At 46.8% G+C, this 23278-nt stretch carries 25 protein-coding genes; 11 read left to right on the forward strand and 14 right to left on the reverse strand.

All coding sequences use genetic code 11. The features are described from left to right. Positions 1-49: 49 nt before the first annotated feature. The 10 genes from fliO to fliF all read right to left on the reverse strand — a co-directional run bounded on the left by fliO (position 50) and on the right by fliF (position 9281). On the reverse strand, positions 50-514 hold the full coding sequence (gene fliO, locus AACS92_RS02145; RefSeq protein WP_099109726.1) for a flagellar biosynthetic protein FliO: 465 nt from the start codon (positions 512-514) through the stop codon (positions 50-52). Positions 515-516: 2 nt separating this feature from the next. Then, positions 517-924 carry a flagellar motor switch protein FliN gene (gene fliN / locus AACS92_RS02150; RefSeq protein WP_099109727.1) on the reverse strand — a complete coding sequence of 136 codons (408 nt, stop codon included), beginning with the start codon at positions 922-924 and terminating at the stop codon, positions 517-519. Continuing rightward, entirely contained in the window at positions 917-1927 is a 1011-nt protein-coding gene (gene fliM, locus AACS92_RS02155) for a flagellar motor switch protein FliM (protein ID WP_099109728.1), read from the reverse strand. The genes fliN and fliM overlap by 8 nt, the downstream gene beginning before the upstream one ends. Positions 1928-1932: 5 nt before the next feature. Continuing rightward, the gene (gene fliL / locus AACS92_RS02160; RefSeq protein WP_099109729.1) at positions 1933-2409 is read right to left on the reverse strand and encodes a flagellar basal body-associated protein FliL; all 477 of its coding nucleotides are present in this window, start codon (positions 2407-2409) and stop codon (positions 1933-1935) included. A gap of 217 nt (positions 2410-2626) precedes the next feature. Continuing rightward, on the reverse strand, positions 2627-3961 hold the full coding sequence (locus AACS92_RS02165; RefSeq protein ID WP_099109730.1) for a flagellar hook-length control protein FliK: 1335 nt from the start codon (positions 3959-3961) through the stop codon (positions 2627-2629). Next, the gene (fliJ, locus tag AACS92_RS02170; protein ID WP_086956259.1) at positions 3958-4404 is read right to left on the reverse strand and encodes a flagellar export protein FliJ; all 447 of its coding nucleotides are present in this window, start codon (positions 4402-4404) and stop codon (positions 3958-3960) included. Before fliJ ends, AACS92_RS02165 begins: the two co-directional genes overlap by 4 nt. A gap of 135 nt (positions 4405-4539) precedes the next feature. After that, positions 4540-5904, reverse strand: a complete 1365-nt coding sequence (fliI, locus tag AACS92_RS02175; protein WP_099109731.1) for a flagellar protein export ATPase FliI — start codon at positions 5902-5904, stop codon at positions 4540-4542. Next, the gene (gene fliH, locus AACS92_RS02180; protein ID WP_099109732.1) at positions 5904-6608 is read right to left on the reverse strand and encodes a flagellar assembly protein FliH; all 705 of its coding nucleotides are present in this window, start codon (positions 6606-6608) and stop codon (positions 5904-5906) included. The genes fliI and fliH overlap by 1 nt, the downstream gene beginning before the upstream one ends. After that, a complete protein-coding gene (gene fliG, locus AACS92_RS02185; protein ID WP_099109733.1) occupies positions 6601-7593 on the reverse strand; it encodes a flagellar motor switch protein FliG in 993 nt (330 codons plus the stop codon). Before fliG ends, fliH begins: the two co-directional genes overlap by 8 nt. Further along, positions 7590-9281 carry a flagellar basal-body MS-ring/collar protein FliF gene (gene fliF, locus AACS92_RS02190; protein ID WP_099109734.1) on the reverse strand — a complete coding sequence of 564 codons (1692 nt, stop codon included), beginning with the start codon at positions 9279-9281 and terminating at the stop codon, positions 7590-7592. The genes fliG and fliF overlap by 4 nt, the downstream gene beginning before the upstream one ends. A gap of 405 nt (positions 9282-9686) precedes the next feature. On the opposite strand from fliF, the gene fliE reads away from it, so the two are divergent. Continuing rightward, positions 9687-9998 (forward strand): flagellar hook-basal body complex protein FliE, encoded by a 312-nt coding sequence (fliE, locus tag AACS92_RS02195; RefSeq protein WP_099109735.1) that lies wholly within the window; start codon positions 9687-9689, stop codon positions 9996-9998. A gap of 456 nt (positions 9999-10454) precedes the next feature. On the opposite strand, the gene AACS92_RS02200 is transcribed toward fliE, so the two are convergent. The 4 genes from AACS92_RS02200 to flgA form a co-directional block, all read right to left on the reverse strand. Then, on the reverse strand, positions 10455-11462 hold the full coding sequence (locus AACS92_RS02200) for a hypothetical protein (RefSeq protein ID WP_099109736.1): 1008 nt from the start codon (positions 11460-11462) through the stop codon (positions 10455-10457). Positions 11463-12054: 592 nt separating this feature from the next. After that, positions 12055-12495, reverse strand: a complete 441-nt coding sequence (locus AACS92_RS02205; RefSeq protein WP_099109737.1) for a flagella synthesis protein FlgN — start codon at positions 12493-12495, stop codon at positions 12055-12057. A 264-nt stretch (positions 12496-12759) separates the two neighbouring features. Further along, complete coding sequence (flgM, locus tag AACS92_RS02210; RefSeq protein WP_099109738.1) at positions 12760-13044, reverse strand: flagellar biosynthesis anti-sigma factor FlgM; 285 nt, start codon at positions 13042-13044, stop codon at positions 12760-12762. A gap of 122 nt (positions 13045-13166) precedes the next feature. Further along, positions 13167-13838: a flagellar basal body P-ring formation chaperone FlgA gene (gene flgA / locus AACS92_RS02215; RefSeq protein ID WP_099109739.1), complete on the reverse strand. Its 672-nt coding sequence runs from the start codon at positions 13836-13838 to the stop codon at positions 13167-13169. A gap of 315 nt (positions 13839-14153) precedes the next feature. On the opposite strand from flgA, the gene flgB reads away from it, so the two are divergent. The 10 genes from flgB to flgK all read left to right on the forward strand — a co-directional run bounded on the left by flgB (position 14154) and on the right by flgK (position 23258). After that, positions 14154-14570 (forward strand): flagellar basal body rod protein FlgB, encoded by a 417-nt coding sequence (gene flgB / locus AACS92_RS02220; protein WP_099109740.1) that lies wholly within the window; start codon positions 14154-14156, stop codon positions 14568-14570. Positions 14571-14575: 5 nt separating this feature from the next. Further along, positions 14576-14980 (forward strand): flagellar basal body rod protein FlgC, encoded by a 405-nt coding sequence (gene flgC, locus AACS92_RS02225; protein ID WP_099109741.1) that lies wholly within the window; start codon positions 14576-14578, stop codon positions 14978-14980. Positions 14981-14993: 13 nt separating this feature from the next. Further along, positions 14994-15686 carry a flagellar hook assembly protein FlgD gene (locus AACS92_RS02230; protein ID WP_099109742.1) on the forward strand — a complete coding sequence of 231 codons (693 nt, stop codon included), beginning with the start codon at positions 14994-14996 and terminating at the stop codon, positions 15684-15686. 15 nt (positions 15687-15701) lie between these two features. Next, positions 15702-16922, forward strand: coding sequence for a flagellar hook protein FlgE (gene flgE, locus AACS92_RS02235; protein WP_099109743.1), 1221 nt, complete (start codon positions 15702-15704; stop codon positions 16920-16922). A 36-nt stretch (positions 16923-16958) separates the two neighbouring features. Continuing rightward, positions 16959-17714 (forward strand): flagellar basal body rod protein FlgF, encoded by a 756-nt coding sequence (locus AACS92_RS02240; protein WP_099109744.1) that lies wholly within the window; start codon positions 16959-16961, stop codon positions 17712-17714. Between the two features lie 22 nt (positions 17715-17736). Next, complete coding sequence (flgG, locus tag AACS92_RS02245; protein WP_099109745.1) at positions 17737-18519, forward strand: flagellar basal-body rod protein FlgG; 783 nt, start codon at positions 17737-17739, stop codon at positions 18517-18519. An 82-nt stretch (positions 18520-18601) separates the two neighbouring features. Beyond that, positions 18602-19381 carry a flagellar basal body L-ring protein FlgH gene (locus AACS92_RS02250; RefSeq protein WP_099109746.1) on the forward strand — a complete coding sequence of 260 codons (780 nt, stop codon included), beginning with the start codon at positions 18602-18604 and terminating at the stop codon, positions 19379-19381. A 15-nt stretch (positions 19382-19396) separates the two neighbouring features. Then, on the forward strand, positions 19397-20515 hold the full coding sequence (locus tag AACS92_RS02255; RefSeq protein WP_099109747.1) for a flagellar basal body P-ring protein FlgI: 1119 nt from the start codon (positions 19397-19399) through the stop codon (positions 20513-20515). Beyond that, positions 20515-21483, forward strand: coding sequence for a flagellar assembly peptidoglycan hydrolase FlgJ (gene flgJ, locus AACS92_RS02260; protein WP_099109748.1), 969 nt, complete (start codon positions 20515-20517; stop codon positions 21481-21483). The genes AACS92_RS02255 and flgJ overlap by 1 nt, the downstream gene beginning before the upstream one ends. A 134-nt stretch (positions 21484-21617) precedes the next feature. Next, positions 21618-23258: a flagellar hook-associated protein FlgK gene (gene flgK / locus AACS92_RS02265; protein WP_099109749.1), complete on the forward strand. Its 1641-nt coding sequence runs from the start codon at positions 21618-21620 to the stop codon at positions 23256-23258. Positions 23259-23278 lie beyond the last annotated feature (20 nt).

A 23278-nucleotide genomic window follows, 5' to 3' on the forward strand; every position in this document is an offset into this window, starting at 1 on the left:
TGCGGCGAATTTCCGGCTTTTTATTTGATTGCCTATCATAAGGAAAACTCTATTTTTCATCGCCGTCCCTGTCGTTTCTGGTTTTTCGCTGAAGCTTATTTTTTAATAACTGACCGAAAGGAAGTGTTTTGAGCACGGTTTCCTTTTCCGTGTCATCAGGTGGTACAGGCAACTGATGTAGCATAGTGACCTGTTGAGGTGTGACACCCAGTACCAGCCAGCTATCCTCGATTTCAACCACGACAACCCGCTCTTTTGCCCCAAGTGAACAACTGGCTTTTATGTTGAGTAACCGGTGATTTTTATTTTTAGCAGGAGCAAGCCCCAGACGGCGGATAAACCAAGTTATGAAAAATATCAGTAACAAGATCCCGCCCAGAGCACTACTGACCTGCATCAGTGTCTGACCGGCCGAAAGGGGAGGGGTATGTGTTACTGCTGTACCAATTGGTGCGGCATCTGATGCCGCACCACTTTGGAAAGAAGTATGAAGAGAAGGCTGGTTCGCCATCATGGTTAACGACTCAGGCGACGCATGCGCTCAGAAGGGGTAATGATATCCGTAATACGGATACCGTATTTATCAGATACGACGACCACTTCTCCTTGTGCAATCAAATAGCCGTTGATCAGGATATCCAGTGGCTCACCCGCCAGACCATCAAGTGAAACAACAGAACCCTGAGAAAGTTTCAGCAGTTGTTTGATAGTCATTTTGGTGCGTCCCAGCTCAACAGAGAGCTTAACGGGAATATCCATAATCAGGTCAATATCAGAAAGCTGGGAAAGCGCATCCTGCGGTTCAAGGCTTTCAAAAATTGACGAGCCGCTGTCAGAGGCAAGCTGTGCAGCCTGTTGTTCCAGCGCCTCTGCCCACAAGTCTTCAGTCAAGCTGGTATCTGCGGGTTGTTTAGCATCACTCATTGGGCTTTTCCTCATCCAGAGCATTTAAAACAGGGTTAATCAGGTGTTCAACGCGCAGGGCATACTGCCCGTTGAGTGTTCCATATTGGCTGGTGAGCACCGGCACACCATCAACGTGAACGATCAGACGTTCAGGTTTTTCAATCGGCAAAACATCTCCGCGTTTTAACTGGAGAATTTTTGACAACCGCAGAGGGATATCAGCAAAATTTGCCACCAGTTCCAGTTCGGAGTTCTGAACCTGTTTCACCAGAATGTCACGCCACTGCCCGTCTTCCTGCCGTACATTTTCCACCGGAGGATTCGTCAGCAGTTCACGCAGAGGTTCAATCATGGCGAATGGAATACAGATGTTGAATTCCCCGTACAGGTCACCAATCTCCACTGTAAATGGCGTGGTGACCACGATATCGTTAGGAGACGTCGTAATATTGGTGAATTTCACCTGCATCTCAGAGCGCACATATTCCACGTCAATCTTAAAAATGGAATCCCATGCGTCACGATAGGCATCCAGTGCCAGTTTCAGCATCCGATTGATGATCCGCTGTTCGGTATAGGTGAATTCACGGCCTTCCACTTTAGTCGGGAAGCGTCCGTCACCGCCAAACAGGTTATCAACGGCGATATAAACCAGACTGGGGTCAAAAGCGAACAGTGCGGTTCCTCTCAACGGTTTCAGGTGAACCAGATTGAGGTTGGTCGGCACGGCCAGATTGCGGGCAAAGTCATGATAAGGCTGGATCTTAATGGCACCGACCGTAATATCCGGACTGCGGCGCAGCATGTTAAACAGCCCCATCCTGAATTGGCGGGCAAAGCGTTCATTGATGATTTCCAGTGACTGCAAACGCTCGCGTACAACACGGCGCTGTGTATGCGGATCGTAAGGACGAACCTCACTTTCCACTGACGACGTAGTTTGTTCTACGTCATCCGCAGCAGCACTGTCACCATTGAGCAGAGCATCAATCTCTGCCTGTGAAAGAATATTGTCACTCATCGTGATTATCGCAGAATAAACGTAGTAAACAACACATCGGTGATCTCTTGATCAGGTTCACCGGGGATCAGTGTTGGGCTCAGTGTCTGTTTAATGTCTTCCACTAAACGTACTTTGCCGTCATCTTTTGCCAGATCAGTTGATCTCTGGCGGGATAGTAACAGCAGCATACGGCTACGAACTTCAGGAAGGTAATCATGGAAGCGCTGACGAGTTATTTCATCAGACAGACGCAGCGTCACGCCGACATACAAAACGCGATCAAAATGATCTTCGTTGTCTATCAGATTGACGGTAAAAGGTTCCAGTGTCATGAATACCGGAGTACTTATGATTTTGGCTTTTTCTGTACTGTTATTGCCGGATTGCTTCATTGTCCACCAGCTATATCCTCCGATGGCGGTACTCAATACGGCAATCAGTATTAGCAGTATCATCCAAATTGTTTTTGTGCGCTTACGCTCGTAGCTATAATCAGACATGGACAGACAAATTCCTGTTTTCTGTAGTGGAGTAAGGCACCGCGCATTCCGTGGCGGAGTTCCTTATCCAACAAATTCAACATCAATTATCCCGCGTCTTTGTTCCGGCAATGGCAGGAAAAAGCGCGGAAAAAACCATTAACTCACTCGTTTGTTATCGGCTCTGTTTCATTTTTTTGCAGTGTTCTGATAGCAAATGATGAAATCAGGCAGATAATCAGGCGAAAATATCAACGCCTCCCCGGCTTGAAGCTAGTTGCTGAGGGGTTAGCCGGATTGTGGATTCATGAGTTGCCGGTGCCTGTGTTGCTGCCAGTGCTCTGTGATTTTCAGTATGGCTACCGGTATTGGCATGCTGTTGAGGATCAGCGGCCTGTTCCTGTTGCCAGTTTCCTGATGTATCACTGCCCACACTGCTTTCAGCCAACTGAATGCCGTTTTCCGCCAGTGAGTGGCGAAGGTTAGGCAGAGCGGCTTCCAAAGCAGCACGAACATGTTGATGTGCAGAAACAAAATGCAGCTGTGCCTGATTATCTTCAACATTCATACGGATATGCAGTGCGCCCAGCTCCTGTGGATGTAAGCGTAATTCTGCCTGTTGCAGCCCGTTCCGGTTAAAAAACAGTACCTGCTGATTGAGTTGCTGCTGCCACTCTTCACTGCCGAGGTGAGCGCTCAGTAAAGGTGCGGGAGCATTATTCAACTGGATCTGTCCGTTAGCCTGATGGCCTGTAGCGAGCAGGGGAGCATTGAACAGATTGTGTAGTGTATTTGAAGAGGACGTTTCTACAGCAGCTGAAGCCAGTGCTGTTGCTCCTTGTGTTGATAGAAACGCCTTCACGATATCCCCTTTTCCGCTAACTGATGATTCTGAATTTTGCTCAGTGCCGTTAGCCGTGGCTTTTACTTTTCCGGTAGCTGTTGCCAGAGCCGCACGGTTTGTGGCTGAGGCTGTATGCTGTGCGGTAAAAGAACGGATATCGCTATCCAAATCATTTTCTTCAGCCGGATCTGTTGCCATCAACGTCATATCGGCTTTAGTCTTTTTACCAGAGAGTTTCCTGTCGGATAATGTATCTTCAAGACTATTTTCAGTACTCAGTAAATCATCTGAGTTTTCTGAACCCTCGCCGGTCGGACGATGGTTGATTAATCCCGCCAGCTGAATAGGCATCGCATTGATTAACATTTCAGCAGACAGAAGATCATCCTCTTCGGATAAGGTGAATTCTGCATCATTGTCGGATGCAAAAGCGCCTGAAACAGAAGATTGATCCAGTCTGGCGACCTGACCAGCGACAGTCAGTGAAGAAGATAATTTTTCTTCGTCCCGGTTATCAGTGGAACGTTTCTCTCCAGATTCGCTATTGCTGCCATCTGCGCGATTTTTAGCGGTCTGAACAGCGGTTTTTTGTTCTGCACTGAGAAACTGGCCGAATTCAGTCAACTGCTCTTTAGGGGCGTTACTGCCCTGAGAGGAGTTCAGTGCTTGCTGATTTTTCCCCACACTTTTTTCAAGGGTTAAATCAGTAGGCAAAAGAGTGAGATTCATTGTTTCATTCTCCGTTGTGCACCACGTTGTGCGTACTCATCCATTTGTTTTTGCTCCATGCGATTCTGGTGTAACTTCAAACTATGTTCTGCCCGTTGTTGCAGCGTATCAAACGCGTTCAGACGCTGCTGTTTTTCCTGCCACTGCGACATAGCCTGCTCAAGCCGTTTTTTCCATTGGTTGAGCTGTAATCTGTGTTGCTCGATTGCCATTTCCAGTGTTTTCATAAACTGCTGGTAATTCTGCCAGGTCGAGCTGGACATGCCGCTGCTTAGTGTGTCGTTCAAACGTGTACGATATTCATCCTGATAACTCATTAACGCCGTGAGTTGTTGCTCCATTTGCTGATGGCTTTGTCGTATCTGTGCCAGTTGGGTCGCGGCTTTTTCCGCTGCGTCCTGAGCAAGTTCGCGCAAAGTCACAAGAGGGGAGTGTTGTTGCATGTCTATCCTCAGCGTTTTATACCTTTCGTCTTTCAGGCTGCTTCTGGCTGGACAAATTCGTTTCTGACGAATTTGTCATTCCCTTGCTGCCGCAATGCAAACCCGAAATCCATTGGGTATAGTTAAGTTGCGTTCTTAACTTGGTAATAACTGTTGCAGTTGGGCACATGCTGCATCGTATTCACTGCGTTCCTCAATGCTTTGATGCAGGAACTGAGCCATATGCGGATACAACTCAATTGCCCTATCCAGCAAAGGATCACTGCCGGCAGCGTAAGCACCGACATTAATCAGATCCCGGTTGCGCTGGTAGCTGGAAAGCAGCTGTTTAAAATGTTGCACCCGTCGATAATGGGTATTATCAATCAGCGATGTCATGGCACGGCTGATTGATGCTTCAATATCGATAGCCGGATAATGCCCGGATTCAGCCAAGGCACGGGACAGGACAATATGACCGTCCAGAATAGCTCGTGCTGAATCAGCAATCGGGTCTTGCTGGTCATCACCTTCGGTCAGGACAGTATAAAATGCGGTTATTGAACCGCCATCACTGACACCATTACCCGCCCGTTCTACCAACGCCGGTAATTTCGCGAACACAGAAGGGGGATAACCCTTAGTTGCCGGTGGTTCACCAATAGCCAGTGCAATTTCACGTTGCGCCATGCTGTAACGGGTAAGAGAATCCATAATCAGCAACACATGCTTCCCGCGATCACGGAAATCTTCTGCTATACGGGTTGCATAGGAAGCTCCCTGCATTCGCAGTAGTGGCGAAACGTCAGCAGGTGCCGCAACAACCACGGAACGGGCTCGTCCTTCTTCACCTAAAATATTTTCGATGAAATCTTTAACTTCCCGGCCACGTTCACCAATCAGGCCGACTACAATAACGTCTGCCTGCGTATAACGGGCCATCATGCCAAGGAGCACACTTTTACCGACACCAGAACCGGCAAATAACCCCATTCGTTGTCCACGCCCGACGGTTAGCAGAGCATTAATGGCACGTACACCCACATCCAGTACATCGCTGATGGGAGTACGTTGCAGGGGATTGATGGGTGGTGTGGTCAGGGGGGCGCGATATCCGGTATCCGGGGCAGGTAAACCATCGAGAGGGCGACCTGCACCATCCAGCACCCTGCCGAGTAATTCCGGCCCCAGAGGTAAACGCCGTCCACCACCCGCTTCCTCACCATAAGCACGGGCATAGACACGGGCACCCGGCACAATGCCTTCAAGTTCTTCCAAAGGCATTAACAGCAATTTTTCACCATTAAAGCCGACCACTTCACTTTCGACTTCTTCAAGAGTATTACCATTTTGCCGTTCAATAAGGCAGGTTGCTCCCAGTGGCAGATGTAAACCTGTGGCTTCAAGTACCAGACCCGTGGCGCGGGTCAGACGTCCGTAACGACGTACTTTCGGCGTTTTCTCCAGACGTTTTTCCATGCAATCTAATGTCGCCAGCCAGCGCCCAAGTCTCGCAGTCATCACAGTTCTCCTGATACCGCCAGACGGCACATCTCATGCCAGCGCGTAGCCAGACTGGCATCCAGATCACCTTCATCAGCGCTGACCTTACAGCCTCCCGGATGCAATTTATTATCAGCAACCAGACGCCAGCCATGCAGAGCCAATATCTCGCCCAGTTGTTGTTCAACCAGTGGGATATTTTGCGGATGAACACGCAATTGAGGCTTGCCACTGAACATGGGTTCCTGCTGAATAAATTCACGGATTTGGTTCAGCAGGGCAGTGCCGTCACACACCGCCGGTTGGCCGAGAATATGTTGCGCGGCCGTCAGAGAAAGCTGCATCAGGCGTGATGCAACAACCGTATCCAGACCATCCAGTGAATGACTGAAATCACTCAGCAGATCTTTCCACTGCTCAATAACAACCTGCTGTTGTTCCCCGGCTTCCTTGAGTCCCTGTTCAAAGCCGGCTTTCCGGCCTTCTTCAACACCCTGCTCATATCCACGGGCATGACCTTCAGCAACACCTTGCTCGTGACCAGCCTGACGCGCTTGTTCTTTCAGTTCGTCGAGTATTCTGGCCTGCTCCTGCAAGCGCTCCTGTTCGGTAAGCTCCTGTATATCATCCGATGATTCCAGTTTCGCTTGTAATGTTTCCCACGGAGTCAATTCACCCGGCAGCCATCGCTGCCAGTTTCCATTATTCGAATTATCAGACATAGGTATCATCACCACCATTCAGGATCATTTCCCCGTTTTCGGCCAGACGACGAACTACAAGCAGAATGGCTTTCTGTTCAGCTTCCACCTGAGACATACGAACCGGACCGCGGGTTGCCAGGTCATCACGCATAATTTCAGCAGCACGCTGCGACATATTGTTGAGGAAGTGATCGCGCAGTGCCTGATCGCAGCCTTTCAATGCAACCAACAGCGAATCGGTAGTAACTTCCTGCAACAGACGCTGGATACTGCGATCGTCCACACCGATAAGGTTTTCGAACAAGAACATTTCATCGATGATTTTCTGTGCCAGTTCGCCGTCATAGGTACGGACAGCATCGATAACGCTCTCTTCCTGCTGGCTCTTCATCAGGTTGATAATTTCAGCCGCAGTACGAATACCACCCATTTTGCTGCGTTTCAGATTCTGACCATCCAGCAGGTTGTTCAGAACTTCGGTCAGCTCGGCCAGTGCGGCTGGCTGAACACCACCAAAGGTGGCAATACGCAGCATGACATCATTACGCAGACGATCATCAAACATGGCGAGAATATCTGCGGCCTGACCACGGTTCAGGTGAACCAGAATCGTGGCAATGATCTGCGGATGTTCATCGCGGATCATGTCAGCCGCTGCCTGCGGCTCCATGAAGTTGAGTGTTTCGATGCCGGTTGTGGTATCGCGTGATTCAAGGATATCCTCGAGCAGGCTGGAAGCCCGCTCTTCGCCCAGTGCTTTCACCAGCACACTGCGCAGATAGTCGTTGGCATTGATGCTCAGAGCTGCGTACTGCTCAGCATCTTCCTCAAACTGGGCCATGACTTCAGCCAGCTGCTGGTTGGAGACTTGTTTCATCCCCGCCATTGCAATACTTAATTGTTGTACTTCCCGGGAGTTCAGGTGCTTGAACACCTCAGCCGCCTGATCTTCTCCCAGAGTCATTAACATAATGGCGCTTTTTTCTGTTCCGGTCAGACTCATTGTTCGTTACTCATCCATTGGCGGATCACCAGCGCAACTACGCGAGGATCTTTTTCCGCAAGTTCACGGATACGCTGGCTTTGAATCTCAGCATTGACACGCTGGCGAGCCAACTGACGGCGCACTTTTTCATCCATTTCAGCATTGGATTCAGTCGCAGGCTTATTCTGTTTCTTCTGCGCTTCCAGTGCGGCTTTTTCCGCAGCACGTTTTCTGGCAATTTGCGGCACGATCATCTTGCGCCACAGCAGCCATGCAACCAGTGCTAACAGCAACCAACGGCCCAGCTCCAATAATTTCTCCAGCAGGACAGGGTGTTGCCAGAACGGCAGCGTTTCTATCACTTCGGCGGTATTATTGAACGGTGTGTTGACGACGTTCAGGCTGTCGCCACGGTCGGCAGAAAAGCCCATTGCCTCACGGGTCAGTGACTCAATCTGGGATAACTGCTCTGGTGTCAGCGCCTGAGTTTCCGGGCCATTCTCGCCCTGAACAGTGGCATAGTTGACCACAACCGCAACAGAGAGACGCTCCACGCCGCCAGCCTGTAACTGGGTATGGCGGATAGTGCGATCCACTTCATAGTTGATGGTTTCATCATGACGATTATTGCGGTTATTACTGATCATGCGCTCATAGCTGTTATTGCCATTGCGCCCCTGAGCAGATTTGTCGTCACCATTACCTTTTGGTTTCTCAATTGGCGCACTTGGTGCGGCACTTGGCTGATTCGACAGCGCTCCCGGAACACCACCTACCAATGGTCCGCCACTTTGTTCGCTGGCACTGGTCTGTTTAGAACGGACGGCTGCCTGATTCGGTGGCTGGTTAGGCTTATACTCTTCCGCAGTTTCTTCACGGCGGGAGAAATCGACTTGCGCGGTGACCTGAGCATGAACATTGCCACGACCGACAACAGGTGCCAGAATGGTTTCAATGCGATGCTGGAAGCGGTTTTCGACTTCCTGTATGTACTTCAACTGGGTGGTATTCAAATCCCGCCCGTTGGCATCGGATTGAGTCAGCAGGCGTCCGGCCTGATCCACAATAGTGACATTGCTTGGTGGCAATCCGGCCACACTGCTTGAAACCATATGGACAATGGCGTTGATTTGCCCTTCATCCAGAGCACGGCCCTGCAACAACCCGACTGTTACGGAAGCAGAAGGTGATTTTTGCTCACGGACAAACAGGGAAGGCTTTGGCAATGCCAGATGAACGCGGGCACTTTGCACCGGGCCGAGAGACTCGATAGTGCGCGCCAACTCGCCTTCCAGCGCACGTTGGTAATTAACCTGTTCACTGAACTGGCTGATGCCGAACTTTTCTTTATCCAACAACTCAAAACCCGCAGCGCCACCTTTTGGTAAGCCCTGTTGTGCCAGTTTAAGCCTGATTTCATGTACCTTATCCGTCGGTATCATGATGGCGGCGCCGTTTTCGGCAAACCGGTAAGGGACATTCATTTGAGTTAATTGTGTAACGATCTCGCCGCCATCTTTATCACTCAGATTGCTGTAAAGCACCCGATAATCAGGGCTGCGCAACCAGAGAAAAAGGGCGATGATAATAGCGATGGCAGCAGAGCCAGCAACTAATAATGGAACTTTTGGATCAGCTTTTATCCTGTTGATGATAGCGCTGAAACCCTTCTGTGGATTCTCAGCGTCGGTTGTTGCTGCACTCATAGACGATCCTTGCCTTGCTGGTCAACATGAATACTAAAAGCGTGGCGTAACAAAACAGACTCCCCATACGCAAGCGAAAAAACTATCTCTATACCTTTCATTTTATTACAAATTGCCTCTTTGCTGACTGCATCCGCCTCAGTGACATCGTTATCTGTGTCACCGGGAATTGCTTAATTTGCCGCCGTGATGCAACTTAAATACAATAGATATAATTAATCCCGTCATTATTCGCTGTTCACACATCTTTTAATGGCACAATAAGCTTCGAATTTTTACGTTAATTACCCGCTTTAGTTTGAAAGGGCTATGTTACGGTGGCAGCCTGAAAAAACTGCCAACCAGCCCACGGCTAATATGGCATTTAATCACGTAATCAATAGGGTGATTTAACACGAGGTTTTTATGTCAATTCAGGCAATTGAAGGTGTATTGCAACAGATGCAGGCGCAGGCATTACAGGCAGCAAGTATTGCCAAGCCTATGCCGGTAAAAGGAGGCTTTGCCAGCCAGCTCACCGCCGCGGTAGAAAAAATAAATCTGTCCCGCGTAGAAGCAGCTAAACAGGCACAGGATTTCACACTGGGCGTACCGGGCGTGGAACTGAATGACGTGATGGTCAATATGCAGAAAGCCACTATTTCACTGCAAATGGGTATTCAGGTCAGAAACAAGCTGGTCAGTGCGTATCACGAAGTGATGAATATGCAAGTTTAACGATAGATACACTTTGTCTTTCACGTTGCTTCTTTGTTGGTTGCGTTCGTTCACCCCAGTCGCATAGTTACCTATGCTCCCGGGGATGAACTCCCTTGCCGTCGCGACGCATCTTGAAATTCATGGTGTATAATAAATTGATTTGTAAAAATTTGTTGTTTTAAGTTAGTTGATTGGGGCACATATGGGCAATAGTGATTTTTTCGTTTAATAGCTTAATTTGGTCATCGCTATTTTTGTTCATCCATTCTTCATTTGTGTCGTAATTAATGAAGGACAGATACCAATAGATAGTATCTAACTAGCATATATATTTTAGTATTTTTACATTCGGATTATCTATTTCAATTTCGTGTTATACTGCGCAAGGTAAAAACCGATTAAATAAAAAATATTTCACTTTATCTTCAAGGAAGATAATGTTTATTTTTATTATCTTAAATATGAAAAATCTAATTAAAATAACTGTGCTTGATAAACAGGTATCAGTGCCTGCGCTATAGGGTAAAATATACGGGGTTTTTCTTTACAAATTTCTGAGGCCGTAATATTTATTTTAGACTGAGATGAAGGTGAACCACCACATGCATTTTCTGTTGCTATAGCGTTTAGCTCTAATTCTGATGGGGCGATATCGTTATATTCTAATTGCCTACCTAATTGGTTACGTAATCGGAGAAAATAGGTATCATTACCTGTCATTAATGGTACTCTGGCATTTGCTTGTCCCTGTTCAAGTTCTGCTGTAATCGCTACAGCAAAAAAGTGCTCGGGGTTTGAACTATCTAATTGTATTTGACGTTCTTTTTCATTCGGCTCCCCCAATTCAAGCAATCCAGGATGCGTCAGACCTAAAGCATGTCCAAACTCATGAGCTATGGTATGGTAAACCAATATTTTTGCAACGTGGTGTTCTGAATAATGTTCATTTAACGTTCTTCTAATGTTGTCGAAAGTTTCTCTTGGATAATTGAATGTATTAGTTAGGACTATTCCAGGTCTATTAAAAACTTGATTTGTTATATGCCCTTGGACTTCCGGTGGTAAAATTAAAGTTGTTTCAGCTAAATCTGAACCCAAACTTGTCTGTTGAGCATCATTCGCTCTGGTAATTTGAAAATCAGTATCACTAGATGAGCCCTGAGGTATTTCTGTAAGACGAATAGGGCTATTCCTTGCTATAAGGCGTTGATTCCACATATCTGCCGCATCTCTTACTAATGGAGCAACCTCGATAGCAATATTTCTTGTTGTTCCATCATCATTATGAATAGCAATTGTCACTGATCCTATATTTTCAGCTATTCTATATCTTAAATTATTATTAAAAAAATCAGATGGGTTATAGATTTGATTGTTTAAAGCTATAGAACAGACGTGCCTATTAGGGTTTGAGTAGGCAGAGGGATCATAAGAATAAGCATAAGATACTGATAAAGATAAAATTAGCACAATATATTTCATATTATATTCTCTTATTTTTATAATGTGGTAGATATGTTATTTTTATTAATGTATTTGGATTTAATTATCTAATGCTTTGGATTTTTCCTAATGTTTTTATTTTATTTGGTTTATTGCGACGGTCTAATTAATTTGGATTTTAAATCCCTGTCTTAATTTTTATCTATAATATTAAAAGAGATACTACATAAGAATGTTTAATAAATGCATTAATTTTTAAAGTGAAATGAGCAAAACAGCACTTTTAAGAAATTTAATATCTATTGTTTATTATAGTACCTGATTGGTGTTTTTGTTATTTTTTATAGAAAAAACTCAGTGTTTTCTTTGTCACAACAATAATGATAATAGCTTATTATACTCTTTCATTTTTCCAGCTATTTGATTTTTAATCTAAACTAGAAGTTGTGTAATCATCTATGGGGTACAGGTTATTCTATGTTTATAGCGATAAAAAATGGGACAATTGAATCAAGTTAACGTGGGGGATAATCCGAAAGAAGAGGGTGCTAACAAGCAAAAACAGACCCCTTATCACCATTGATACACTAAGAGGTCTGTATATAACACATGGATTAAAAGGTTTTAAAAATCAAACGCTGATTTTGTGACCTGATAATGCAGAATTACGGCGAGCCTGACCATCAGCACCATAAAAAGAGGGGCTGTGATGACTCTTGAGAAAAGCGATTGCCTGACTATTCTGATCAATATGCTGTTCCAGCAGAAATCCGTTATGGGCATTTAAATCACGGATACGTTCAACCGTCTGGCTGATTTGATCCCACAATACAACCAGTATTTCATGATCGGCATAGGGGGCACTTACTTTTAGCGTTTCATTTAATTGCTGGCGTTTTCGCTCAGAATGATCCAGTGCCGAGAGTAAGAATGTTTTTTGCTCTGTCACACGATGTAAATGATTCGCTTCAATAAAGCCTTCACTCAGGATACGTTGTTCTTCTGCCATCGTTATCGAAAGCGAATTTAAATGTGCGCTTTGCTGCTCAAGCAACAGTTGAAGTTCTTCCATTTATGGCCTTTATGATTTTGCTGGTTTATCTGTTTTAAACAACCACTGAAAGTATACCTAATGGATTTCAAGTTGCATTGTGGCAGCAAGGGAGCGACAAATTCGTCGGGAACGAATTTGTTCAGCCAAAGGCTGGCCTCCGATGAGAGACTGAGCCTCTCGTTAATCCCCCGGGAGCATAGGCAACCGTATATTCATAAAAATGCTGACCGGGGTGAGCGAGTGCAGCCAACAAAGAAACAGCTTGAAAGACGAGAGGTATTATCAGTTTTCAAGGGCTTCTCTGATTAGGGCATCAGCAATTTTGCCGCTATCCATGGTCAGAGTTCCTTTCGCTATCGCTTCTTTCAGCTGTTGTACTTTCTGGATATTAATGTCTTGGCTACTTGGCTGAACCAGTTTTTTCTGTGCCTCGCTCAGTTTAACCTGCGTATCGGCGCTTTTTTCTGCAACAGCCACGGTCCTGCGAGTGCTATGGACACCTTCATTGGAATTGCGTTGCTGTAAAGCCGCAATAGCCAGTAGAGGTTGAGTGCGTTCAATACTCATAATCGTAATCCTTTATTCAGGCATTATTTATTTGTCTTAGGTAGCAGGCGATATACCGCTGGCATGCCTGTAAATCATGGTCTGATGGTTATATCGGCTGAAAGCAATAAAACTTTAGACACTTATAACATCATTTTTACACTGCCATTTTCCTGAGCTTCACCGGTAATAACCTGCCCGGAAACCAAACGGATACGGATATTATCAAAACTGGCAGCATTGTTAATCGCTTTTCCTTCATAACGTACCCGGAAATTTTGCCCATCTACGATGACGATGACATTTTGTCCGGCTTTAATCACCCACGGACGCCGGATCATATTGCTTGTGATGAGTTGTCCGGCGGGGATATTGCGGATGGCAATTCCATTTTTTACGGCCTTTTTGTTATGAATGATGTTATTCGGTAGTTTGTCCAAATGACCCGTCTTGCTCTGAAAATCTTTTTCTGTCAGTACAGCGTTGCGCTGAATAGCCCGGTTTGAGACCAGATACGGGCCGGTAACACTAACGTAAATCTGCATAAAACGACGCTGTTGACCACAATTAACAGGCAGTGAAATATTGCCCCAGTTTTTATTGCCCATAGGGGGATGTATGTCAGGCGATTCACACGTCGGCCATTGTTGTTCCGGTGTTTTGATTTCAACGGAAACTTTATAGTTCGTGCCGTGGTGAATTTGTCTGAAATAATCATTTATTGAGCGAGGCAAATCACTTCCCCATGCCAGAGAGCAGCCTAAAAATACATTAAGGAAAAAAGTAACGGATACGATAAATTTTAATACAGACATTTTATCACCTTAATTTTCCTTACCTGACATACCTGATACCCAACTCTAATAGGGTAGACCATGATTGCAAAAAATAATCAGTACCTGTTGCCGTTCTTCATTTCATTAACTCTATCTGACTAATTAATAGTGTAACGCGCTTGATTATTAGTTAATGGGATAAATAGCAAATCAATTTGTGTCTATTCTTCGAATCGGCTTTTTCTTCTGCGTTTATGCTGTTATCGCTCTTAATGCGTTACGGGGCTTGGTTCTACGGAATTAGCCCTACAAGAAAGGCCATAAATCTGGCTTAAAAACAGGCGAGGGAGGAATATGCTCGATAAATTAGACGCCGCCTTTCATTTTCGACAGGAAGCTCTGGTGCTCCGCAACCAGCGGCAGGAAATTCTGTCTGCAAACATTGCCAATGCGGATACCCCCGGCTATCAGGCACGCGATATCGATTTTGCCGCTCAGTTAAAAAAAGTGATGGATCACGGGCGGGTAACTGGGAATGGAATTGGGCTGACTCTGACTTCCAATCGACATATTCCCATTCAGCCCCAGCAACGTCTGGAGATGGATCTGTTGTATCGGGTTCCTCATCAGACGGCTATGGATGGAAATACCGTTGACATGGATATGGAACGCAGCAATTTTGCAGATAACAGTCTGAAATATCAGGCTGAACTTACGATGACGAATGCTCAGATCAAAAGCATGATGTCAGTTCTACAGTCACAAGGATAATGGGAATGTCTCTACTCAGTATTTTTGATATTGCCGGCTCCGCGCTTTCTGCTCAGTCCCAGCGACTGAATGTCAGTGCCAGCAATATGGCGAATGCCGATAGTATCGTCGGGCCGGATGGCGAGCCTTATCGCGCCAAGCAGGTGGTCTTCCGTGTCGCTGCTCCCGCAGGGCAGGAGGTTGGCGGCGTGCGTGTCAGCGAAGTGGTGGATGATCCAACACCTTTCCGCCTTGAATACCAGCCGGGTAACCCACTGGCGGATGAAAAAGGCTATGTGCGTATGCCGAATGTGGATGTCGTCGGAGAAATGGTCAATACCATCTCTGCTTCCCGCAGCTATCAGGCCAATATTGAAGTACTCAATACCACCAAGTCCATCATGCTGAAAACCCTGACTCTGGGTCAGTAACAGGAATTCCATTATGGCAGTTACTGCTTCAATCAATGATTCTCTGGATAATTCAACGATTGGTGAATTAGCCAGTAGCCCCAAAAAAAAGCAAGACAGCAATGATATTAAAGATAACTTTCTGAATCTGCTGGTTGCGCAACTTAAGAATCAGGATCCAACCAATCCCATGCAAAACAATGAACTGACTACGCAGCTTGCGCAGATCAGTACAGTGGAGGGGATTGAAAAACTCAATAAATCGCTGGGCGCTGTTGTCAGCCAGATGGAAGGCAATCAGGCCATGCAGACGACCCAGTTGATCGGTCGTAAGGTCATGATCCCAGGCGATAAGATTTTAACCGGTCCCAGTGAAGATAAAGGCATTAGTGTATCGACATTCGGTTTCGAACTGGCTCGTCCTGCTGAACACGTAAAAGTGACCATCAGAAATAAGAGTGGTGTAGTCGTTCGGGAAATAGAATCAAAATCAGTACAAAACGGTATACATAAAGTTAACTGGGATGGCAAAGACGCAGATGGCAAGGAAGTGGAAAACAGTGCTTATAGTTTCACAGTTTCCGCAAGCTATCGAGATCAAGCGTTAGTGACACTTCCGTTGGTATCTGCCGAAGTAAACGGCGTTACGCGGGGTGAGGATGGCACTAAATTAGATTTAGGGCTGGCGGGTACGGTAACCATGGATAAAGTTCGTCAGATTCTTTAACAAAACGGAGGACATATGGCTTTTTCACAGGCAGTCAGTGGCTTAAATGCCGCAGCAAGTAACCTGGACGTAATCGGTAACAATATTGCGAACTCAGCGACATTCGGTTTTAAATCGAGTTCAGCGGCGTTTGCTGATGTATTCAGCGGTTCTGATGTCGGTTTGGGCGTTAAAGTTTCTGGCATGGTTCAGAACTTTAAAGATGGTTCAACCACTACTACTAACCGTCAATTAGATATGGCCATCACGCAGGGCGGTTTTTTCCGCATGCTGGATGAAAACGGTAACATTTTTTATTCCCGTAATGGTCAGTTCAAAATGGACTCAGACCGTACCCTGATCAATATGCAGGGCATGAAACTAACGGGTTATCCGGCCGTACAGGGACCAAACGGGCCTGAAATTCAACGTGGTGCAGCACCGGGACCGATCGCTATCGCAACAGATATGCTGGATGCGAAAGCGACTACGAAGGTTACGATGACAACTAACCTGAATTCGATGAATAAAGCTATCGACGCAGCTGCAAACCCGTTTGATCCAGCCAAAAAAGACAGCTTTAACTACAGCACGGGTATGTCCGTATACGATAGTCTGGGTAATGAACATAACGTGAATGTTTTCTTTGTTAAGACCGAAGATAACAAATGGGAAATTTATGCACAGGATACTTCTGTAGCAGGTTCTGCGGCCCAGAAACTGGGTAATGTGGAATTCGACAATAATGGTCGTATTAAAGGCAATGACAACGCATTTGCATTTAATATGCCAGCACTGAATGGCTCTAATCCTGCGGCGATCACTATCGATTTTAACGGTAGCAAACAGCAGAGCATTCAGCAGGATTCTGTTTCTAACCTGCAACAAGACGGCTATGAAGCCGGTCACTTCACTAATTACCGTGTAGATGCAGACGGCAAAATTTACGGTATCTATTCTAACCAGCAGACTCAGGTTCTGGGACAGGTTGTTCTGGCTAACTTCTCTAACCCGGAAGGTCTGGCATCACAGGGTGATAACGTTTGGGTCGAAACCGGTGCATCCGGCAGTCCGGTTGTGGGTACAGCGGGTTCTGGTAACTTCGGTAAGCTGATCAGCGGCGCGCTGGAAGCCTCAAACGTCGATATGAGTCAGGAACTGGTTAATATGATCGTCGCTCAGCGTAACTATCAATCCAACGCCCAGACCATCAAGACTCAGGATCAAATCCTGCAAACTCTGGTCAGCATGCGTTAATAATCTCAGGCGGATAGCTTTTTTGGAGATCGCTTTATGGATCACGTTATATACACCGCTATGGGAGCCGCGCGCCAGACACTGGAGCATCAGGCTGTTACTACCAACAATCTGGCTAACGCTTCAACGCCGGGCTTTAAAGCCCAGCTTGCTGCGCTGCGTGCTGTCCCCATTGAAGGTGAAACCCTGCCAACCCGTACTTTGGTTGTGGCTTCGACTCCCGGTATGGATAGCCGTCAGGGGCCGATGAATTATACCTCCCGCCCGTTGGACGTTGCTGTCGGACAAGGCGGTTATCTGGCTGTTCAGCTTGAAGACGGGACAGAAGCCTATACCCGTAACGGTAACATCCAGATTTCACCGGAAGGGCAACTGATGGTACAGGGACGCATGTTGATGGGCGAGAACGGGCCGATTGATGTTCCGCCACAGGCTGAACTGACGCTTGCCGGAGATGGTGCCATTTCTGCTCTGATTGCCAGCGATCCTCCGACTTTATTGGGGCAGATTGGCAAACTGAAAATTGTCAAACCGGAAGCGGGTCAGGTTGTGCGTGGTGATGATGGATTATTCCATTTAACGCAACAGGCACGGGAACAGCAGGGCGATGAGCTGGCAGCAAGCACCGAAGTAAAAATCATGCCGGGTGTACTGGAAGGCAGCAATGTAAATCCGGTGGAAAGCATGGTGAATATGATTGCCAACGCGCGTCGTTTTGAGATGCAGATGAAAGTCATACACAGTTCCGATGAAAACGCTCAGCGAGCTAATCAAATTCTCGCAATGAGCTGAGTCGGAAACAGAGGATAAATTCATGATCCGTTCTTTATGGGTTGCTAAGACTGGGCTGGATGCTCAGCAAACAAATATGGACGTTATTGCCAACAACCTGGCAAACGTCAGCACGAATGGTTTTAAACGTCAGCGCGCGGTGTTTGAAGATTTGCTTTATCAAACTGAACGTCAGCCTGGTGCGATGTCGTCTGAACAGACTAACCTGCCATCCGGTTTGCAGATTGGTACTGGGGTTCGTCCGGTAGCGACTGAACGACTGCATAGTCAGGGTAATCTGGCTCAGACCAACAACAGCAAGGACGTGGCAGTCAAAGGACAGGGTTTCTTCCAGATCCAGATGCCTGATGGCACAACCGGCTATACCCGCGATGGTTCATTTCAGGTGGATCAGAATGGTCAGCTGGTGACAGCGGGCGGCTTTCAGGTCATGCCTGCCATCATTATTCCGGACAATGCCACCAAAATGAGCATTGCCCGTGATGGTATTGTCAGCGTCAACGTACAGGGGCAGAACGCACCACAGCAGATCGGGCAACTGACACTGACGACTTTCATTAACGAAAGTGGTCTGGAAAGTATTGGTGAGAACCTGTATCTGGAAACCAACAGTTCCGGTATTCCGGTCGAAAACGCGCCGGGCATCAATGGTGCCGGATTGTTGTATCAGGGTTATGTTGAAACCTCTAACGTCAACGTGGCGGAAGAGCTGGTCAATATGATTCAGGTTCAGCGAGCCTACGAAATTAACAGTAAGGCAGTATCAACATCTGATCAGATGCTGCAAAAACTTACCCAGTTATAATCTAATCATTAATCAGTAGGGATTTATACCCAGAGGGTATAAACCCTTCATGATTACTGCGATAAACATAAGAGCATCGAAGATGGATACAATGCCCGTTGCTGAAAGCCATACTGAAAATCCTATGGCTGATAGCTGTGCCGGTTTACGGAAAAACCGGGGAAATAAGCGGCGTATCAGCAGAACTGCGGCGGTACTCGCATTGTCAGTACTGACATTAGGGGGATGTGCTTATATGCCGCACAAACCACTGGTGAAAGGGGTGACAACTGCCAAGCCAACCGAAGCACCTGCGCCAGCGCCGAATGGTTCTGTTTTTCAGACCGTCCAGCCAGTTTACTATGGTTATCAGCCATTGTTTGAAGACCGTCGTCCACGCAATATCGGTGATACGCTAACTATTATCCTGCAAGAAAATGTCAGTGCGAGCAAAAACTCTTCCGCCAATGCCAGTCGTAGCGGTAAAACGGGTTTCCTTGCTGCTGTAACGCCTCGTTTCTTAGAGGGTGTGATTGGTGGGGGGAAAACCGATATTGAGATGGAAGGTAACAGTGAGTTTGGCGGCAAAGGTGGAGCGAATGCCAACAATACTTTCCGGGGCACAATCACTGTGACAGTGGATCACTTGCTGGCAAACGGTAACCTGCATGTTATCGGGGAAAAACAAATTGCCATCAATCAGGGAACGGAATTTATCCGCTTCTCCGGTGTTGTGAATCCTCGCACCATCAGCGGCAGCAATACAGTCAGCTCCAATCAGGTTGCGGATGCTCGCATTGAGTATGTTGGCGATGGTTATATTAATGAAGCGCAGCATATGGGCTGGTTACAACGTTTCTTTATGAATATCTCACCGTTTTAAAAGAGGATGGTCAGGATGAAAAAATTAGTCGCCAGCCTTTTTACGTTGGTGCTGGTACTGTTCAATACGTTCGCACCAACCAGCGCTTTCGCTGAACGCATTCGTGATTTGACGACGATTGAAGGTATCAGGGATAACGCGCTGATTGGTTATGGTTTAGTGGTGGGGCTGGATGGAACGGGTGACCAGACCATGCAGACACCGTTCACCACGCAAAGCCTGAATAATATGTTGTCACAGCTGGGGATCACTGTGCCCCCCGGCACGAATATGCAGCTTAAAAACGTGGCTGCTGTGATGGTGACAGCTAAGCTGCCACCTTTTGCACGTTCAGGGCAGAATATTGATGTGGTGGTTTCTTCACTGGGTAATGCCAAAAGCCTGCGAGGCGGTACATTGCTGATGACGCCGCTGAAAGGGGTGGATAATCAGGTATACGCACTGGCTCAGGGTAATATTCTGGTTGGCGGGGCTGGTGTCAGTGCCGGTGGTAACAGCGTGAAAATCAACCAGCTGGCAGGCGGACGCATTTCTAATGGTGCAGTTATTGAACGGGAGTTACCAACGCGATTCGGCCAGAAAGGAACACTGAATCTGCAACTGAATGAGGATGATTTCAGTCTGGCGCAGCAAATCAGTGATGCGGTCAACCGCCTGCAAGGTGTGGGTACGGCAACAGCGCTGGATTCCCGCACGGTACAGCTGCGTCTGCCGATAGAAAACAGTGAGCAGGTGAAATTTCTGTCACAGGTGCAGAATCTGCATATTCGCGTTGATGCCGGTGATGCCAAAGTGATTTTCAACTCCCGTACCGGATCGCTGGTGATGAACCGTAATGTCACACTGGATAGTTGTGCGATTGCGCATGGTAGCCTGTCTGTGATTGTCGAACGTCAGACCGCAGTCAGCCAGCCGGATACTCCGTTGGCGGGAGGTAATACTGTCGTAACACGCAACACAGGTGTTGGTATTCAGGAGCAGGGCGGTGTACTACAGAAAGTCAATTCCAGCGCAAATCTGACTCAAGTTATCCGTGCCCTGAACGCATTGGGTGCAACACCGACAGACTTAATGTCGATTCTACAGGCGATGGAAAGTGCAGGCTGTTTGCGGGCGAAGCTGGAGATTATCTGATGAATGATTTTCTGTCGATGCCGACCGCGGCTTATGATGTGAATTCACTTCATTCACTGAAAGCCAAATTGTCACAGGAACCACAACAGGGGCTACGGCAGGTAGCCCAACAACTGGAAGGCGTATTTGTTCAGATGATGCTGAAAAGTATGCGTTCCTCGTTGCCGCAGGACGGCATGTTAAGCAGTGACCAGACGCGTTTTTATACTTCGATGTACGATCAGCAAATTGCGCAGGATCTCTCCCAAAAGGGGCTGGGATTTGCCGATATGATCGTTAAACAGGTTTCCGGTGCGAACAGTGCTCCCAGTGAGCTGGCCGGAACCGTGCCGATGCCGCTGGGCAATGACATCCTGCATACTCTGCCGACACAAGCGCTGGAGCAGTTTCTACGCCGGGCGATGCCCGACAAAAACCAGTCTGATAAATCTTCTTCAGGGGGGGCGCAATCAAAATCCCTGCCAATAAACAGTTCCAGTTTTGTCTCCATGCTTTCCATACCGGCACAGATAGCCAGTCAGCAAAGCGGAATTCCTCATTTGTTGATTATTGCACAGGCGGCGCTGGAATCTGGCTGGGGTCAGCGGGAAATACTGACTGAAGAAGGCAAACCGAGCCATAACCTGTTTGGTATCAAGGCGGGTAAAAGCTGGAAGGGGGCGGTCACCAATATCATGACAACCGAGTATGTGAATGGTGAGCCGCAAAAAATGCGTGACAGTTTCCGGGTCTATGATTCTTATCTGGAAGCCGTCACGGATTACGTCAAGCTGCTGACGGAAAACCCCCGCTACGCCAAAGTCGCACAGTCAGTGACCGCAGAGCAAGGGGCTCATTCCTTGCAAGAAGCAGGTTATGCCACAGACCCCGGTTATGCCCAGAAACTGGTATCACTGATCCAGCAATTAAAGAGTAACGGCACCCAGATGGTAAAAGCCTACACCTACGATTTTGATGATTTGTTCTGAGTCACCGTCTAAATCATTTTTGTTCAAGGTTCAGGTTCTTCTGCCGATAACTTTTACAGAGAATTTATACCGATAACGATAGCAGTCATGTCTCTCTGAATAGAGGCAGAGCGAAAACGTAAAAGGATCTACACATGTCCAACAGTCTTATGAATACTGCGATGAGCGGTATTAATGCCGCTCAGGTGGCAATGGGTGTAGTAAGTAATAATATTGCCAACTCCAAAAGTGAGGGCTACAACCGACAGAACACCGTCATGACGCAAAATAATGGAACTATGTCCCCGGTGGGTTTTATAGGTAACGGAACAGCGGTTACGACTATTAACCGTGAATACAGCGAATTTATTAACCAGCAGTTCAATTCAGCTCAGACCAAACATTCTGCGTTAAAGTCATATAACGAACAGATAACTAAGATCAACAATCTGTTGGCTGATAAAGACACCAGCCTTTCCAATTCTTTCGAAGATTTTTTCAAAAGCATTGGTACCGTTGAGAGCAATGCAGAAGACAGCGCGGCAAGAACCACGGTTTTAGGCAAAGCTGAAGGCTTGGTCAGTCGTTTTAAAGAAGCTGATGAATTTCTGCGTCAGCTTGATAGTGGCATCAATTCTCAGATTGAGCAGAATGTCAAAGAAATCAACAAATATGCAGAAGAAATTGCCAAGCTGAATAATGAAATCATCCGTATGCGCGGTACTGGCACGGGTGAACCGCTGGCATTGTTGGATAAACGTGATCTGGCAGTCAATAAATTAAACCAGTTGGTGGAAGTGAATGTGACACAGCAGGATGGTGGCGTTTATAACGTCTCATTCGGTGGTGGCATGTCACTGGTATCAGGCAGTAAATCCTACCGTATGGAAGCTATTCCATCCAGTGCTGACAGCGGCCGTATTACGCTGGGTTATAACAACGGCACAGTGGGCACGAGAGAAATTGATGATCGTTTCATTTCTGGTGGCGCGTTGGGTGGTGCATTGCGTGTTCGTAGCGAAGTGGTTGATTCAACCCGTAATGAACTGAACCAACTGGCGCTGGTGATGGCGGATCAGTTTAATCAGGTACAACACGGTGGTTTTGATCTGAAAGGCGAGAAAGGGGTTGATTTCTTTAATTTCAAATCGTCAGAAATTATTTCAAATAGCGATAACAAAGGCACAGCTGAGATTAAGGTGGAATATGCGGATTCCACGAAAGTTAAAGCCAGCGATTACACCCTCAAATATGAAGGTGGAGACTGGAAAGTCCAGCGTGTTTCTGATCGTGAAATGGTTGCTGTAACCAAAAATGGCAATACGCTGGAATTCGATGGACTGAAAGTCGAAATCACAGCGCCTGATGTACAGGAACACGATAAATATACTCTGAAAACTGTCGGCAATGTTATCGCAACACTGGAAGTGAATCTTAAGGATTCTTCCCAACTGGCAACCGCCAGTGAGAAAGGTGCTGGCCCAAGTGATAACCGCAACGCGAAGAAATTCCTTGAATTACAGGATAAGCGTCTGGTGGATGGCAAGGCTTCTTTTTCCGGTGCTTATGCATCACTGGTGAGTACAGTCGGTAGTAAAGCCAACAGCGCACAAATCAGCGTTGAAACACAGGGCCATATTGTTGATAAGCTGAAAGAAACCCGTGAATCAATCTCCGGCGTTAATATGGATGAAGAGTACGGCGAATTGCAGCGTATGCAGCAGTATTATCTGGCAAACGCCCGTGTGATCCAGACGGCGACGACGTTGTTCGATGCTATTTTAGGCATTCGCTGATAAAAGGAATAATAAGGAGT

Source organism: Xenorhabdus sp. KJ12.1 (genome assembly GCF_963876495.1).
Lineage (GTDB): Bacteria > Pseudomonadota > Gammaproteobacteria > Enterobacterales > Enterobacteriaceae > Xenorhabdus > Xenorhabdus stockiae.

What these genes read in the sequence shown, in the direction of transcription:
- fliE (WP_099109735.1), top strand. Translation starts at nt 9,687, where the DNA reads ATGTCAATTCAGGCAATTGAAGGTGTATTGCAACAGATGCAGGCGCAG.
- fliN (WP_099109727.1), bottom strand. Translation starts at nt 924, where the DNA reads ATGAGTGATGCTAAACAACCCGCAGATACCAGCTTGACTGAAGACTTG.
- fliM (WP_099109728.1), bottom strand. Translation starts at nt 1,927, where the DNA reads ATGAGTGACAATATTCTTTCACAGGCAGAGATTGATGCTCTGCTCAAT.
- AACS92_RS02230 (WP_099109742.1), top strand. Translation starts at nt 14,994, where the DNA reads ATGGCAGTTACTGCTTCAATCAATGATTCTCTGGATAATTCAACGATT.
- fliO (WP_099109726.1), bottom strand. Translation starts at nt 514, where the DNA reads ATGATGGCGAACCAGCCTTCTCTTCATACTTCTTTCCAAAGTGGTGCG.
- AACS92_RS02200 (WP_099109736.1), bottom strand. Translation starts at nt 11,462, where the DNA reads ATGAAATATATTGTGCTAATTTTATCTTTATCAGTATCTTATGCTTAT.
- fliI (WP_099109731.1), bottom strand. Translation starts at nt 5,904, where the DNA reads ATGACTGCGAGACTTGGGCGCTGGCTGGCGACATTAGATTGCATGGAA.
- AACS92_RS02205 (WP_099109737.1), bottom strand. Translation starts at nt 12,495, where the DNA reads ATGGAAGAACTTCAACTGTTGCTTGAGCAGCAAAGCGCACATTTAAAT.
- AACS92_RS02250 (WP_099109746.1), top strand. Translation starts at nt 18,602, where the DNA reads ATGGATACAATGCCCGTTGCTGAAAGCCATACTGAAAATCCTATGGCT.
- fliJ (WP_086956259.1), bottom strand. Translation starts at nt 4,404, where the DNA reads ATGCAACAACACTCCCCTCTTGTGACTTTGCGCGAACTTGCTCAGGAC.
- flgM (WP_099109738.1), bottom strand. Translation starts at nt 13,044, where the DNA reads ATGAGTATTGAACGCACTCAACCTCTACTGGCTATTGCGGCTTTACAG.
- fliL (WP_099109729.1), bottom strand. Translation starts at nt 2,409, where the DNA reads ATGTCTGATTATAGCTACGAGCGTAAGCGCACAAAAACAATTTGGATG.
- AACS92_RS02255 (WP_099109747.1), top strand. Translation starts at nt 19,397, where the DNA reads ATGAAAAAATTAGTCGCCAGCCTTTTTACGTTGGTGCTGGTACTGTTC.
- flgA (WP_099109739.1), bottom strand. Translation starts at nt 13,838, where the DNA reads ATGTCTGTATTAAAATTTATCGTATCCGTTACTTTTTTCCTTAATGTA.
- flgE (WP_099109743.1), top strand. Translation starts at nt 15,702, where the DNA reads ATGGCTTTTTCACAGGCAGTCAGTGGCTTAAATGCCGCAGCAAGTAAC.
- AACS92_RS02240 (WP_099109744.1), top strand. Translation starts at nt 16,959, where the DNA reads ATGGATCACGTTATATACACCGCTATGGGAGCCGCGCGCCAGACACTG.
- fliG (WP_099109733.1), bottom strand. Translation starts at nt 7,593, where the DNA reads ATGAGTCTGACCGGAACAGAAAAAAGCGCCATTATGTTAATGACTCTG.
- flgB (WP_099109740.1), top strand. Translation starts at nt 14,154, where the DNA reads ATGCTCGATAAATTAGACGCCGCCTTTCATTTTCGACAGGAAGCTCTG.
- flgC (WP_099109741.1), top strand. Translation starts at nt 14,576, where the DNA reads ATGTCTCTACTCAGTATTTTTGATATTGCCGGCTCCGCGCTTTCTGCT.
- fliH (WP_099109732.1), bottom strand. Translation starts at nt 6,608, where the DNA reads ATGTCTGATAATTCGAATAATGGAAACTGGCAGCGATGGCTGCCGGGT.
- flgG (WP_099109745.1), top strand. Translation starts at nt 17,737, where the DNA reads ATGATCCGTTCTTTATGGGTTGCTAAGACTGGGCTGGATGCTCAGCAA.
- flgK (WP_099109749.1), top strand. Translation starts at nt 21,618, where the DNA reads ATGTCCAACAGTCTTATGAATACTGCGATGAGCGGTATTAATGCCGCT.
- flgJ (WP_099109748.1), top strand. Translation starts at nt 20,515, where the DNA reads ATGAATGATTTTCTGTCGATGCCGACCGCGGCTTATGATGTGAATTCA.
- AACS92_RS02165 (WP_099109730.1), bottom strand. Translation starts at nt 3,961, where the DNA reads ATGAATCTCACTCTTTTGCCTACTGATTTAACCCTTGAAAAAAGTGTG.
- fliF (WP_099109734.1), bottom strand. Translation starts at nt 9,281, where the DNA reads ATGAGTGCAGCAACAACCGACGCTGAGAATCCACAGAAGGGTTTCAGC.